The sequence below is a fragment of the Serratia sp. TSA_7 genome (assembly GCF_052692135.1).
Genome location: NZ_JBQZFU010000001.1, coordinates 782,312 through 795,840, shown reverse-complemented (window position 1 = coordinate 795,840; position 13,529 = coordinate 782,312). Strand labels below are relative to the sequence as shown.

Sequence of the window (13,529 nt, the reverse complement as noted above, 5' to 3'; positions counted from 1 at the left end):
GGTGCGCCGCATTGTGAAAAGTGGCGAAAATGCACCATGCTTAGCGGGTACAAAGGATTTAACTTACCAGAATGAGAACCTAATTCATGACACTCCCGCACTCCCGATACGATTTGCCGCGGATTATTTTTGGCGTGCTGTTTATCGTCATCATGATCGTCGCCTGTTTTTGGGTCATTCAACCCTTTATTCTCGGCTTCGCCTGGGCGGGCATGGTGGTCATCGCCACCTGGCCGCTGCTGATAAAACTGCAAAAACTGCTGTGGGGCCGACGCTCGCTGGCGGTACTGGTCATGACACTGCTGCTGATCCTGCTGTTTATCCTGCCGATTTCGCTGCTGGTCAGCAGCGTGGTGGACAACAGCGCGCCAGTCGTTGCCTGGGCCAGCACCCCCGGCAAGCTGCATATTCCCGATCTGGCCTGGTTGCAATCGATCCCGATGATCGGCAACAAAGTTTATAACAGCTACCACACTCTGGTGAATGCCGGCGGCGCGGCGCTGCTGGCGAAGATCCAACCTTACTTCGGTCAGACCGCCACCTGGTTTGTCGCGCAAGCGGCGCATATCGGCCGTTTCCTGCTGCACTGTACGCTGATGTTGCTGTTCAGCGTGCTGCTGTATGCGCGGGGTGAACAAGTGGCCCTGGGTATTCGCCACTTTGCGGCACGTCTTGCGGCCGAGCGTGGCGACGCGGCGGTGGTGCTGGGTGGCCAGGCGATCCGCGCGGTAGCGCTGGGCGTTGTAGTGACGGCGCTGGTGCAATCGGTACTGGGCGGGATTGGCCTGGCGGTGTCCGGCATTCCTGCCGCCACCTTGCTGACGGTGCTGATATTCATCTGCTGCGTGGCGCAATTGGGGCCGTTACTGGTGCTGGTGCCGGCGATTATCTGGTTGTACTGGAGCGGCGACACCACCTGGGGCACCGTCCTGTTGGTGTGGAGCTGCGTGGTCGCCACGCTGGATAACGTGTTGCGGCCGGTGCTGATCCGCATGGGCGCCGATCTGCCGATGCTCCTGATCCTGTCCGGCGTTATCGGCGGCCTGCTGGCCTTCGGCATGATCGGCCTGTTTATCGGCCCGGTGGTGTTGGCGGTATCTTATCGTCTGCTCACCGCCTGGATGGACGAAGCGCCAGAACCCACGGCCGATCTGGACGAAGTCGCCAAAGAGTTGGAAGAGCGGTAATTCCCCTATTCTGCCCGGGCTACCGGGCAGAATACCCGAAGCAGACTCCCGGTTCATTTCCGGCCTTCGAATTCACTCTCTGCCATAATATAACCGCCCGCTAGAGCACATTAATTAAAGATGCCGAGTGAATGCATCTTTATACGATAAAGATAAAATAAGCGTTCAGAAAAATAAATCATGAGGCAAGTATTTATTAGGATGATTCTTAATGACTGGCAGGCTTTAAATATCTAGTATTATTACCATCTATTGCTTCAAATCACTGATTTTAAAGCAAGCTTTCCAAACAATGTAATGCCATACATGTAAATTGCTGTGTGTAGTCTTTGCCCGTCTCTTGATGGGCTTTTTTTTATTCTTTTTTTGACCACGGCGATTTCCTCACCGGCACTATTTACATTCAGCAATAAAAAAACCGTAACCTGAGTTACGGTTTTGCTTCAGCAATTAATCTGGCGATGAAGAGTTATTTTTTCTTCGACAGATTGATCCAGGTTTGCACCACGGTATCCGGATTGAGGGACAGGCTGTCAATGCCCTGCTCCATCAGCCATTCGGCGAAATCCTCGTGATCGGATGGCCCCTGGCCACAAATACCCACGTATTTGCCATGACGCTTAGCGGCCTGAATCGCCATCGACAGCAGCGCCTTAACCGCTTCGTTGCGTTCATCAAACAGTTCCGACACCACGCCAGAATCGCGGTCCAGCCCCAGCGTCAACTGAGTCATGTCGTTAGAGCCGATCGAGAAGCCGTCAAAGTGCTCCAGGAACTGATCCGCCAACAGCGCATTGGACGGAATTTCACACATCATGATCACTTTCAGGCCGTTCTCGCCGCGCTTAAGGCCCTGACGTGCCAACTCCGCAACCACCGCCTCCGCTTGCGCTACGGTGCGAACAAAGGGCACCATGATCTCGACGTTGGTGAGGCCCATGTCGTTGCGCACACGTTTTACCGCATCGCACTCCATCGCAAAGCAATCGCGGAAGCTGTCCGACACGTAGCGGCCTGCCCCACGGAAGCCCAGCATAGGGTTTTCCTCGTGCGGTTCATACTTCTCGCCGCCCACCAGATTGGCGTATTCATTGGATTTGAAATCGGACAGACGAACGATCACACGCTTCGGCCAGAATGCCGCACCCAGCGTGGCGATCCCTTCCGTCAGGCGGCCCACATAGAACTCGACCGGGTGGTCATAGCCCAGCATCAACGCCTTGATTTCGTTCTGCAGCGCCGGGGTTTGTTGATCGAACTCCAGCAAGGCCTTTGGATGGACGCCAATCATGCGGTTGATGATAAATTCCAGGCGGGCCAGGCCCACGCCTTCATTCGGTAAACGCGCAAAATCGAAAGCCCGATCCGGGTTACCGACGTTCATCATGATTTTCAACGGCAGGTCCGGTAACTCGGTCACTTCAGAGCTCTGTACGGTAAAGTCGATCATATCGCTGTACACGAAACCGGTATCGCCTTCCGCACAGGAAACGGTGACGTTCTGGCCGTCTTTCAGCAAATCGGTGGCGTTGCCGCAGCCGACTACCGCCGGGATACCCAGCTCGCGAGCGATAATCGCCGCGTGGCAAGTACGCCCCCCACGGTTGGTGACTATCGCCGCCGCTTTCTTCATGATCGGTTCCCAGTCCGGGTCGGTCATGTCGGTAACCAGCACGTCACCCGGCAGAATACGATCCATTTCGCTGATGCTGTGGATCACCTTCACCGGGCCGGCACCAATGCGATGGCCGATAGCTCGCCCTTCCACCAGCACCGTACTTGTGCCGTTAAGCTGATAACGTTCCATCGTCTGCTCGTTGGAACGCACGGTTTCCGGACGCGCCTGCACAATCAGCAATTTTCCGGTATGGCCGTCTTTGGCCCACTCGATGTCCATCGGGCGGCCGTAATGTTTTTCGATCAAAATCGCCTGATGCGCCAGCGCTTCCACTTCCTGGTCGGTCAGAGAGAAACGATTGCGTTGCTGCTCTGGCACATCTTCAATTTGCACCTGCTTGCCGTGATCCAGCGAAGGCGCGTACACCATGCGGATTTTCTTCGAGCCGAGGTTGCGGCGGACGATAGCCGGATTGCCGCGTAGCAGCGTCGGTTTGTGCACATAGAACTCATCCGGGTTCACTGCGCCCTGCACCACCATTTCGCCCAGGCCGAAGGCGGACGTAATAAACACCACCTGATCAAAGCCCGACTCGGTATCAATGGTGAACATCACGCCGGAAGACGCCAGGTCGGAACGTACCATGCGCTGTACGCCGGCCGACAAGGCTACGCCGCGGTGGTCATAGCCCTGATGTACGCGATACGAGATGGCGCGGTCGTTAAACAGCGAGGCGAAAACGTGTTTGATCGCCACCATGACAGCGTCGATACCCTGGACGTTGAGGAAGGTTTCCTGCTGGCCGGCAAAAGAGGCATCCGGCATGTCTTCCGCGGTCGCGGAAGAACGCACGGCAAACGAGGCTTCCGGTTCGCCATCCGCCAACTGTTGGTAAGCCAGGTTAATTTCACGCTCGAATTCCGCATGGAATGGCGTGTCGATGACCCATTGGCGGATTTGCGCACCGGCCTTGGCCAGTTGAGCAACATCGTCAACGTCAGTTTGATCCAGTAATTGATAGATGCGCTGGTTAACACCGCTTTGCTCGAGGAAATCGTTAAACGCCTGTGCGGTGGTGGCAAAACCGTTTGGTACGGCCACGCCCAAATCGGAAAGATTGGTGATCATTTCACCGAGGGAGGCATTTTTGCCGCCGACACGGTCAACGTCGTGCATGCCGAGCTGGTTGTACCAAAGCACATTACGCAAGTCTGGGCCATTGTTGGACATCGAGACAATCCTTATTGCTATCAGTAGGGTATAGACGGATTTAATTTGTTTGCTTTCTTGGGCGCCGACAAAACGGAGCCAACTCAGACTAGCACAATGATCCATAGGAAATGGAAAGGTGAATCGATCAACCCGATGAAGAAAGTGGATTTTCGGAAAATTACCTGAACGGCGAAATTTGACTGGAATCGTTCCCCGTGGCACTAAAAGCTTAAATATCAAAAAATTAAGTATTTTTTAAACTTCAGTTTTAAAGACCGTGTAAATTTAATGGTCTTTGATGAACATAACGCCAATGCGCTGAACATTCCACCACTGAAAATAAACCCTGCTTTTTCATAAAAATTAAAATGATGTTTCATCTAAAAAACCTGTGGTTCATGATTCTCCCTACCTCGAAAATTAATGACCAACTCTGCCCGCATTATCACATTTTTTTTGCCCGCCCCTTTACCGCCGGTAAACCTGAAGCCCATGATACTGCTAAGCAGGCGATACAACTGCATCACCGTTTTCAGGTAAGGAGCCTCGGGTGGAAAGAAGCGTTTTTTATATTTCGGATGGCACGGCGATCACCGCCGAAGTATTGGGCCACGCGGTTTTGTCTCAGTTCCCGGTCAAGGCCACCACCTTTACGTTGCCCTTCGTTGAAACCGAAGCGCGGGCCCGTGGAGTCTGCCAACAGATTAACGATATTTATCGCGATACCGGCGTGCGCCCGTTGGTGTTTTATTCCATCATTTCGCCGGAAGTGCGTAATGTCATCACCCAGAGCGAAGGCTTTTGCCAGGATATCGTTCAGGCGCTGGTCGGCCCTCTGCAGGGCGAACTGGACGTTGAACCCACGCCGGTGCCGAACCGCACCCACGGGCTGACGGCCAGCAACCTCGGTAAATATGATGCCCGTATCGCCGCCATTGACTACACGTTAGCCCATGATGACGGCATATCGCTACGTAATCTCGATCAGGCTCAGGTCATACTGTTGGGCGTATCCCGCTGCGGCAAAACCCCCACCAGCCTGTATCTGGCCATGCAATTCGGGATCCGCGCCGCCAACTATCCGTTTACCGCCGACGATATGGACAATTTGCATCTCCCCGCCGCGCTGAAACCGTTTCAGCATAAACTGTTCGGGCTGACCATCGATCCGGAGCGGCTGGCCGCCATCCGTGAAGAACGCCGAGAAAACAGCCGTTATGCCTCCATTCGCCAGTGCCGGATGGAGCTTGCCGAAGTAGAAGCACTGTTCCGCAAGAACCAGATTCGCTATCTGAATACCACCAACTATTCGGTGGAGGAAATCTCCACTAAAATCCTGGATATTCTTGGCATGAGTCGCCGCATGTTCTAGGCAGCATGGCGCTCGCCGCTAACAACCAGCCTAGCCGTGCGCTCTCCCGGCAGGGGCATTTTCCCTGCCGTCTGCCGCTGATTTCCCCGCAGACCCTGATTTTTGTGCTTTTTTTAGTGGCTTCGATCAACAGAACACAATTTCTACGGTTGAATTCACCGATTTTTACGTTATTGTGATCGGCATCACTTCCCGGCACTCCTGCCGCAGCGAAGAAAAGTCTTTAGAGAAAATCATGCACAAAACAGATGAACTGCGGACCGCGCGCATCGACAGCCTCGTCACGCCGCAAGCATTGGCGGAAAAGCTGCCGATTTCGGCGGACATTGCCGATAGCGTGACAGCGTCACGACAACGAATTGAAAAGATTCTTACCGGCGAAGATCGTCGCCTGTTGGTGGTTATCGGCCCCTGCTCCATCCACGATTTAGACGCCGCCATCGATTATGCCGGCCGTCTGAATGCGCTGCGCATTCGCTATCAGGATCGCCTGGAAATCGTGATGCGCACTTATTTTGAAAAGCCGCGCACCGTGGTGGGCTGGAAAGGCCTGATCTCGGATCCGGCGCTGGATGGCACCTTTCAGGTAAATCGCGGCATCGAAATGGCACGCCGACTGTTACTGGAAGTCAATCAGCTCGGCCTGCCGACCGCCACCGAATTCCTGGACATGGTGGTCGGCCAGTACATTGCCGATTTGATCAGTTGGGGCGCCATCGGCGCACGCACCACCGAAAGCCAGATCCACCGCGAAATGGCTTCTGCGCTCTCCTGCCCGGTGGGCTTCAAGAACGGTACCGACGGCAATACCCGCATCGCCATTGACGCCATCCGCGCGGCGCGCGCTGGCCACATGTTCCTGTCGCCGGACAAAAACGGCCAGATGACGATTTATCAGACCAGCGGCAATCCCTACGGCCATATCATCATGCGCGGCGGCAAGACGCCGAACTACCACGCCACCGATATCGTTGCCGCCTGCGACAGCCTGCGCGAATTTGAGCTGCCGGAGCATCTGGTTATCGACTTCAGCCACGGCAACTGCCAGAAACTGCATCGCCGCCAGTTGGAAGTGGCCGAGAATGTCTGCCAGCAGATCCGCGCCGGTTCCGCCGCCGTCACCGGCGTGATGGCAGAAAGTTTCCTGGTGGAAGGCACGCAGAAAATCGTTGCCGGCCAACCGCTGACTTACGGCCAGTCAATCACCGATCCCTGCCTGAGCTGGTCCGACAGCGAACAGCTGCTGGCCATGTTGGCCGATGCGGTGGATACCCGCTTCTGAACCTGTTCTCCGGGGTGGCAACACCCCGGTTTTTCAACGTTCCCTTCTCTCATCTATACTTAGCCAATCAAGCCCGCAGACGCTATAAATCGCGCCCCTGCCAACAGGATGTGGAGTTTCCTGCATGAGCCATTCACTGTTATCCATCCCTTGCGTCACTCTGCAAGGGGAGCACAAAACTCTGGGCGACTTTCCCGCTCGTGCTTATCTGGTGGTTAATACTGCCAGCAAATGCGGCTTTACTCCGCAATACCGTGGCCTGGAAAACCTGTGGCAGTACTATCGGGATCGCGGCCTGATGGTGTTGGGGTTCCCTTGCAATCAATTTGGCGCGCAAGAGCCGGGGGATCCGCTGGAGATCGCCAATTTCTGTACGCTCAACTACGGCGTCAGCTTCCCGCTGTTCAGCAAGGTGGAGGTTAACGGCCCCGGCGCGCATCCGCTGTTCAACGAATTGAAACGCCTGGGGCCAGGGGTGCTGGGCAGCAAACGCATCAAGTGGAACTTCACCAAGTTCCTGCTGACCGCCGACGGCCAGCGGGTGAAACGTTTTGCGCCCATTACCAAACCTGAGCGTCTGTTTGACCGCATCGAAACCCTGCTGAAATAACCCCTTACTTTGCGGGACGGGCATGCCCGAACCGCTCCGCCGGCCCTTCTTTCAAAAAGGTTCCATCGGTAAGAAAATTTTCCTTGATGTAACCTTTCGTTCACATGATAATGATTATCAATATGATATTAATTACCATTTAACGGTCTGTTTTATAAACAAATGACGATGGATAATCACAATAACACCCCGCATGGCAAAACTGCCCCCGGTGCTGAACGCAGCCTGATCTCGCCTCCTTGCTACGACAGCGCGCAGTTGCTTGATGCCGACGGCGTAGCGATCATCCTCCATCAGGGCCAGCGTTACCAACTGCGGCAGACCAAGGCCGGGAAATTAATCCTGACCAAATAATCCCTTATTCTTCAACGCCAGCCACCCCGATCGCTTCGATCCAGGCAGCCAGCAAATCTATTGATATGTTTAAAACATATGGAGAGTTGCGACATGCCTCTACCCTCTTACACCCGGCAGCGTTTATCCGCATTGAGTCTGGCGATTGCCTGCGCTCTGCCGACGGTGACTTTTGCACAAGCTACCAGCACAGTTTCTTCTTCTGCCGCCACCCCGGCAAAAACCGAGAAAACCGCCGAAGACGCCATGACCGTTGTCGCTACCGGCAACGCACGCAGCAGCTTTGAAGCGCCGATGATGGTCACCGTGATCGAAGGCAATACCCCAGAGAGCCAGACGGCCACCAGCGCCGCCGACATGCTGCGCCGCGTGCCGGGCATTACCGTTAATGGCACCGGCCGCAGTAACGGTCAGGACGTCTCCATGCGCGGCTACGGTAAAAACGGCGTACTGACGCTGGTAGACGGTATCCGTCAGGGCACCGATACCGGCCACATTGGCGGTACCTTCCTGGATCCGGCACTGGTAAAACGCATTGAAGTGGTACGCGGCCCTTCGGCCCTGCTGTATGGCAGCGGCGCACTGGGCGGCGTGGTCGCCTATGAAACGGTCGATGCCGCCGATCTGCTGCTGCCAGGCCATGACACCGGCTTCCGGGTCTATGGTACCGCCGGCAGCGGCGATCACAGCCTGGGTATGGGCGCCAGCGCCTATGGCAAGACCGACAATCTCGACGGCCTGCTGTCGTTCGGCACCCGCGACGTCGGCAATTTGCGCCAGGGCAACGGTTTTGACGCGCCAAACGATGAAACCATCAACAACCTGTTGGCCAAAGGTACCTGGAAGATTGATGATGCCCAATCGTTGAGCGGCGATTTGCGCTATTACAATAACAGCGCCCGCGAACCGAAAAATCCGCAGGATCCGGATTATTCCAGCAGCAATCCGATGACCAACCGCTCTACCATCCAGCGTGATGCGGCATTGAGCTATAAAGTAAAACCTCTGGATCAGGCGTGGCTGGACGCCGACGTCAAGGTGTACACCTCTGAGGTCAAAATCAACGCTCACAATGCGGCGTCAACGGACGAACTCCGCAAACAAACCACCAACGGGGCAAAGCTGGAGAACCGTACCCGCCTGTTTGCCGACAGCTTTGCTTCGCACCTGCTGACCTACGGCTCGGAAAGCTACCAGCAAAAACAACATCCTGGCGGCGCTACCACCAGCTTCCCACAGGCGAAAATCAACTTCGCTTCCGGCTGGATGCAGGACGAAATCACGCTGCGTGATATTCCTGTCACCCTGCTGGCCGGCACCCGCTACGATAACTATAAGGGCAGCAGCCAAGGCCACGACGACGTCGATGCCGACAAGTGGTCATCCCGCGGCGCACTGACTTATTCGCCAACCGACTGGCTGATGCTGTTCGGCTCCTATTCTCAGGCCTTCCGCGCCCCCACCATGGGCGAAATGTACAATGATTCGCGCCACTTCCCCGGCAACTATTGGGTGCCGAACCCTAATCTGAGACCGGAAACCACCAGTACCGCCGAGTACGGTTTCGGCCTGCGTTTTGACGATCTGTTGATGGCCGGAGATAACCTGCAGTTTAAAGCCAGCTACTTCGATACCGACGCCAAGGACTACATTAGCCTGTACGTCACCCGTACCCAGACGTCTTCGCAAAATATCTCACGCGCTAAAATTTGGGGTTGGGATACGTCCCTGAGCTACCAAACGCAGTGGTTTAATTGGGATCTGGCTTACAACCGCACTCGCGGCAAGGATAAGTCACGCAACGGGGAACTGAACGGCAACAGCGGAGAGTGGCTGAGCGACATCAACCCTGACACCGTGACCAGCACGCTGGATATCCCGTTGGGTGAAACCGGCCTGTCGACCGGTTGGGTCGCTATCTTCGCCGAGCGCGCCACTCGTGTGGAAACCGGTACCGCCGAGCAAGGCGGCTACGGCGTCAACGATTTCTACCTGAGCTATAAAGGCCGCGAACGCCTGCAGGGCGTCACCACCACGGTAGTGCTGGGCAACGCCTTCGATAAAGAATATTACTCGCCGCAGGGCATTCCGCAAGATGGCCGCAACGCCAAACTGCTGGTCAGCTATCAGTGGTAACCTTTTGAATACGGCGGGCAAGTCGATTGCCCGCCGCGTGAACCACACACAGGAGCACAACCGATGAGCAACAACTTATACGCCAGTTACCAGCAGGCAAAAATTGATAATCCCGGCAAATACGCACGCGATCTGGCGGAACTGCTGGGTGTCAGCGAAGCGGAACTGACCCATGCCCGCGTGGGTGAAGACACCCGCCGCCTGCAAGCCGACGCACGTACCCTGCTGACCGAGCTGGCACAGGTTGGCGTCACCAAGTCCATCACTCGCAACAGCTATGCGGTGCATGAGCAAATGGGCCGCTACCTTAACCAACACCTGAACGGCCACGCGGGGTTAATTCTTAACCCTCGCGAGCTGGATTTACGCCTGTTCCTCAACCAGTGGGCCAGCGTATTTGCCATGAGCGAAACCAACAAACGCGGCGTACGCCACAGCATTCAGTTCTTCGATCATCAGGGCGATGCCTTGCATAAAGTGTATACCACCGAGGAAACCGATCTGGTGGCCTGGATGGCGCTGGTCGAGCGCCACCTGAGCACAGAAAACCCGGTGCTGGCATTGAAGGCGGCAGCCCCTACGGTCAGCAACGCCGCACCGGAAGCCGAAAAAATCGACCGGGAATGGCGTGAGATGACCGACGTTCACCAGTTCTTCCAACTGCTGGGCCGCCATAAGCTGACACGTCAGCAGGCCTTCCGCGCCGTCGGCAACGATCTGGCGTACCGGGTGGATAACAACGCCTTGGCGCAGTTGCTCAATGCCGCGCACGGCTTGCAGAACGAGATTATGATTTTTGTCGGCAACCGAGGTTGCGTGCAGATCTTCACCGGCCAGATCGAGCGGCTGATGCCGCAGGAAGGTTGGATTAACGTGTTTAACCGCCGCTTCACGCTGCACCTGATCGAAGGCGCTATTGCAGAAAGCTGGATCACTCGCAAACCCACCAAAGACGGCTTCGTCACCAGCCTGGAACTGTTCGCCGCCGACGGCACGCAAATCGCCCAACTTTACGGCCAACGTACCGAAGGCCAGCCGGAACAAACCCAGTGGCGCGAGCAGGTTGCCGCCCTTGAACCCAAGGACATTGCCGCATGAAATCTTCATTGTCCCGTCGTCTGACGTTGTGCCTTGCGCTGGCCTTGCCGTTCACCGCTGCGGCGGCGGAACGTATTGTCTCGATAGGCGGTGACGTCACCGAAATTGCCTTCGCCCTTGGCGCGGGCGATGAGCTCGTGGCACGAGACAGCACCAGTCTGCAGCCGGCGGCCGTGAAACCCTTGCCGGATGTCGGCTATATGCGTCAACTCAATGCCGAAGGCATTCTGGCGTTGAAACCCACGCTGGTGCTGGCCACCGAACTGGCTGAACCTGCGCTGGTGCTCAAGCAGTTGGAGGAAAGCGGCGTGAAGGTGGTGCGAATTCCCGGCGACACCACTTTGCAGGCGGTGCCGGAAAAAATCGCGGTCATCGCCCAGGCGCTGCAACGCGCCGACCAGGGCAAACAACTGAGCGCCCGTTACCAACAACAGCTCGCGCAGGTGAACACGTCTTCGTTGCCGATCAGGGTATTGTTCGTCATGAGCCACGGCGGCATTACGCCGATGGCCGCCGGGCAACATACCGCCGCCGATGCGGTCATCACCGCCGCAGGGTTGAAGAATGCGATGCAAGGATTCAACCGCTACCGCCCGCTGTCGCAGGAAGGCGTGATCGCCAGCGCGCCCGATCTGCTGCTGGTCACCACCGATGGCGTCAAGACCCTCGGCGGTCTGGAGCAGCTGTGGAAACTGCCAGGCATTGCCCTCACGCCTGCCGGCAAAAACCACCGCGTGTTGGTGGTCGACGACATGGCGCTGCTGGGCTTTGGGCTGGAAACGCCGGCGGCGCTGGCCAAACTGCGTAATGCGGCGGAGCAAAAGTAATGCCCGGTCGCATTTCTCCGCGCGTGACCATTGCCGGCCTGTTGGTGCTGCTTGCGCTATTGGCGCTGGGTGCCGCCAATATGGGCGCGCTGACGCTATCATTTCGCACCCTGTGGCAAGCGCCGTTCAGCGATACCTCTTGGCATATCTGGCTAAACATCCGCTTGCCGCGTGTGCTGCTGGCGGTAGTCATCGGCTGCGCACTGGCGGTGTCCGGCGCCGTCATGCAGGGGCTGTTCCGCAATCCGCTGGCCGATCCCAGCCTGTTGGGCATCAGTAGCGGCGGTGCGCTGTTTGTCGCGCTGATTATCGTTATGCCGCTGGCCCTGCCGCCGGTGATTGCCTTGTATGGCCACATGCTGGCGGCTTTCCTCGGCAGCCTGCTGGTGTCACTGCTGATCTACGGTATCAGCCGCAGCGGGCACGGCAGCCTGTCACGCCTGTTGTTGGCGGGGATCGCCATCAACGCCCTGTGCATGGCGGCCATCGGCGTGCTGTCTTATCTCAGCAACGATCAACAGCTGCGTCAGTTTTCATTGTGGATGATGGGCAGCCTGAGCCAGTCACAATGGCCAACGCTGATCGTATCGGCCTCGCTGATCCTGCCGGCGGCCCTGCTGACGCTGTTACAGGCGCGCTGCCTGAACCTGCTGCAGCTGGGCGATGAAGAGGCGCACTATCTCGGCGTGAATGTCCAGCGAGCCAAACTGCAACTGCTTCTGCTCAGCGCATTGTTGATTGGCGCGGCGGTGGCGATGAGCGGCGTCATTGGCTTTATCGGCCTGGTGGTGCCGCATTTGGTGCGCATGCGGCTCGGCGGCGACCACCGCTGGCTGCTGCCCTGCTCCGCGCTGGGCGGCGCCTGCCTGCTGCTGGTCAGCGACACGCTGGCACGGACGCTGGTGGCGCCGGCGGAGATGCCGGTCGGGCTGATGACCAGCCTGATTGGCGGGCCTTATTTCTTATGGCTGGTCATGCGCCAGCGGGAGCGTACGGATGGATAACGCATCAAGCCTGACGGCACATCAGCTGCGTTACAGCCTGGGTTCGCGTCGGTTAGTCAACGACGTCTCGCTGAGTATCGCCAGCGGCGAAATGGTGGCGATTATCGGGCCGAACGGCGCGGGGAAATCGACACTGCTGCGCCTGTTAACCGGCTACCTGTCGCCGAGCTGCGGGGAGTGCAAACTCCTCGGACTGCCGTTGGATCAATGGCAGCCGCAACAGTTAGCCAAAGTACGCGCGGTGATGCGTCAGCACAGCGATCTGGCCTTTCCGTTTACCGTTGAGGAAGTGGTCAGCATGGGCAGGTCACCGCACGGCAAACGTCATGTGCAGCAAGCGGTACAGCAGGTGATGGCGCAAACCGATTGTCTTGAACTGGCCCAGCGGGATTATCGCCGCCTTTCCGGCGGTGAACAGCAACGGGTACAGTTAGCCCGCGTGCTGGCGCAGCTTTGGCAACCGCAGCCCTCGCCTTCGTGGTTGTTCCTGGACGAACCCACCTCGGCGCTGGATCTCTACCACCAGCAGCATACGCTGAGGTTGTTGCGTTCACTGACACGGCAACAGCCCATTGCGGTGTGCTGCGTACTGCACGATCTGAACCTGGCGGCGCTGTATGCCGACCGTATTTTATTGCTGCATCAGGGGCGTTTGGTTGCCGTGGGCACGCCGCAGGAGGTATTGCAGGCGGATATTCTGACCCGCTGGTATCAGGCCGATTTAGGCGTGGTACACCACCCGGAAGTGGCGCTACCACAGGTTTATCTGCGTCAGTGAACGGTCGCCATGCCTGTTCACACTTTAGCCAGGCGGCGTGTTGGCGCGCAG

The 13,529-nt window shown here is 57.0% G+C and carries 11 protein-coding genes; 10 read left to right on the top strand and 1 reads right to left on the bottom strand.

Annotated elements, in window-relative coordinates:
* Positions 1-86: 86 nt before the first annotated feature.
* Entirely contained in the window at positions 87-1,187 is a 1,101-nt protein-coding gene (gene ydiK / locus ACUTQW_RS03900) for an AI-2E family transporter YdiK (protein WP_004943684.1), read from the top strand.
* Between the two features lie 469 nt (positions 1,188-1,656).
* On the opposite strand, the gene ppsA is transcribed toward ydiK, so the two are convergent.
* A complete protein-coding gene (gene ppsA, locus ACUTQW_RS03895) occupies positions 1,657-4,035 on the bottom strand; it encodes a phosphoenolpyruvate synthase (protein WP_006324926.1) in 2,379 nt (792 codons plus the stop codon).
* Positions 4,036-4,567: 532 nt separating this feature from the next.
* Between ppsA and ppsR the strand changes: the two genes are divergently transcribed.
* The 9 genes from ppsR (at position 4,568) to ACUTQW_RS03850 (ending at position 13,478) form a co-directional block, all read left to right on the top strand.
* Entirely contained in the window at positions 4,568-5,389 is an 822-nt protein-coding gene (gene ppsR, locus ACUTQW_RS03890; RefSeq protein WP_004943677.1) for a posphoenolpyruvate synthetase regulatory kinase/phosphorylase PpsR, read from the top strand.
* 235 nt (positions 5,390-5,624) lie between these two features.
* On the top strand, positions 5,625-6,671 hold the full coding sequence (locus ACUTQW_RS03885; protein WP_004943674.1) for a 3-deoxy-7-phosphoheptulonate synthase: 1,047 nt from the start codon (positions 5,625-5,627) through the stop codon (positions 6,669-6,671).
* A gap of 124 nt (positions 6,672-6,795) precedes the next feature.
* On the top strand, positions 6,796-7,281 hold the full coding sequence (locus tag ACUTQW_RS03880; protein WP_004943671.1) for a glutathione peroxidase: 486 nt from the start codon (positions 6,796-6,798) through the stop codon (positions 7,279-7,281).
* A gap of 162 nt (positions 7,282-7,443) precedes the next feature.
* The gene (gene hemP, locus ACUTQW_RS03875; RefSeq protein WP_004943668.1) at positions 7,444-7,635 is read left to right on the top strand and encodes a hemin uptake protein HemP; all 192 of its coding nucleotides are present in this window, start codon (positions 7,444-7,446) and stop codon (positions 7,633-7,635) included.
* A gap of 93 nt (positions 7,636-7,728) precedes the next feature.
* Complete coding sequence (locus ACUTQW_RS03870) at positions 7,729-9,771, top strand: TonB-dependent hemoglobin/transferrin/lactoferrin family receptor (protein WP_020438915.1); 2,043 nt, start codon at positions 7,729-7,731, stop codon at positions 9,769-9,771.
* A 63-nt stretch (positions 9,772-9,834) separates the two neighbouring features.
* Positions 9,835-10,869, top strand: a complete 1,035-nt coding sequence (locus ACUTQW_RS03865; protein ID WP_006324920.1) for a hemin-degrading factor — start codon at positions 9,835-9,837, stop codon at positions 10,867-10,869.
* Positions 10,866-11,696: a heme/hemin ABC transporter substrate-binding protein gene (locus tag ACUTQW_RS03860; protein WP_006324919.1), complete on the top strand. Its 831-nt coding sequence runs from the start codon at positions 10,866-10,868 to the stop codon at positions 11,694-11,696. The genes ACUTQW_RS03865 and ACUTQW_RS03860 overlap by 4 nt, the downstream gene beginning before the upstream one ends.
* Positions 11,696-12,700, top strand: a complete 1,005-nt coding sequence (locus ACUTQW_RS03855; RefSeq protein WP_004943655.1) for a FecCD family ABC transporter permease — start codon at positions 11,696-11,698, stop codon at positions 12,698-12,700. Before ACUTQW_RS03860 ends, ACUTQW_RS03855 begins: the two co-directional genes overlap by 1 nt.
* Positions 12,693-13,478, top strand: a complete 786-nt coding sequence (locus tag ACUTQW_RS03850) for a heme ABC transporter ATP-binding protein (RefSeq protein WP_020438914.1) — start codon at positions 12,693-12,695, stop codon at positions 13,476-13,478. Before ACUTQW_RS03855 ends, ACUTQW_RS03850 begins: the two co-directional genes overlap by 8 nt.
* The last annotated feature ends 51 nt before the right edge of the window (positions 13,479-13,529 follow it).

Bases quoted from the DNA above. Each gene is read 5' to 3' on its own strand.
- ACUTQW_RS03870 (WP_020438915.1), top strand. From the start codon at position 7,729: ATGCCTCTACCCTCTTACACCCGGCAGCGTTTATCCGCATTGAGTCTG.
- ACUTQW_RS03860 (WP_006324919.1), top strand. From the start codon at position 10,866: ATGAAATCTTCATTGTCCCGTCGTCTGACGTTGTGCCTTGCGCTGGCC.
- ACUTQW_RS03880 (WP_004943671.1), top strand. From the start codon at position 6,796: ATGAGCCATTCACTGTTATCCATCCCTTGCGTCACTCTGCAAGGGGAG.
- ydiK (WP_004943684.1), top strand. From the start codon at position 87: ATGACACTCCCGCACTCCCGATACGATTTGCCGCGGATTATTTTTGGC.
- ACUTQW_RS03850 (WP_020438914.1), top strand. From the start codon at position 12,693: ATGGATAACGCATCAAGCCTGACGGCACATCAGCTGCGTTACAGCCTG.
- hemP (WP_004943668.1), top strand. From the start codon at position 7,444: ATGACGATGGATAATCACAATAACACCCCGCATGGCAAAACTGCCCCC.
- ACUTQW_RS03865 (WP_006324920.1), top strand. From the start codon at position 9,835: ATGAGCAACAACTTATACGCCAGTTACCAGCAGGCAAAAATTGATAAT.
- ACUTQW_RS03885 (WP_004943674.1), top strand. From the start codon at position 5,625: ATGCACAAAACAGATGAACTGCGGACCGCGCGCATCGACAGCCTCGTC.
- ppsA (WP_006324926.1), bottom strand. From the start codon at position 4,035: ATGTCCAACAATGGCCCAGACTTGCGTAATGTGCTTTGGTACAACCAG.
- ACUTQW_RS03855 (WP_004943655.1), top strand. From the start codon at position 11,696: ATGCCCGGTCGCATTTCTCCGCGCGTGACCATTGCCGGCCTGTTGGTG.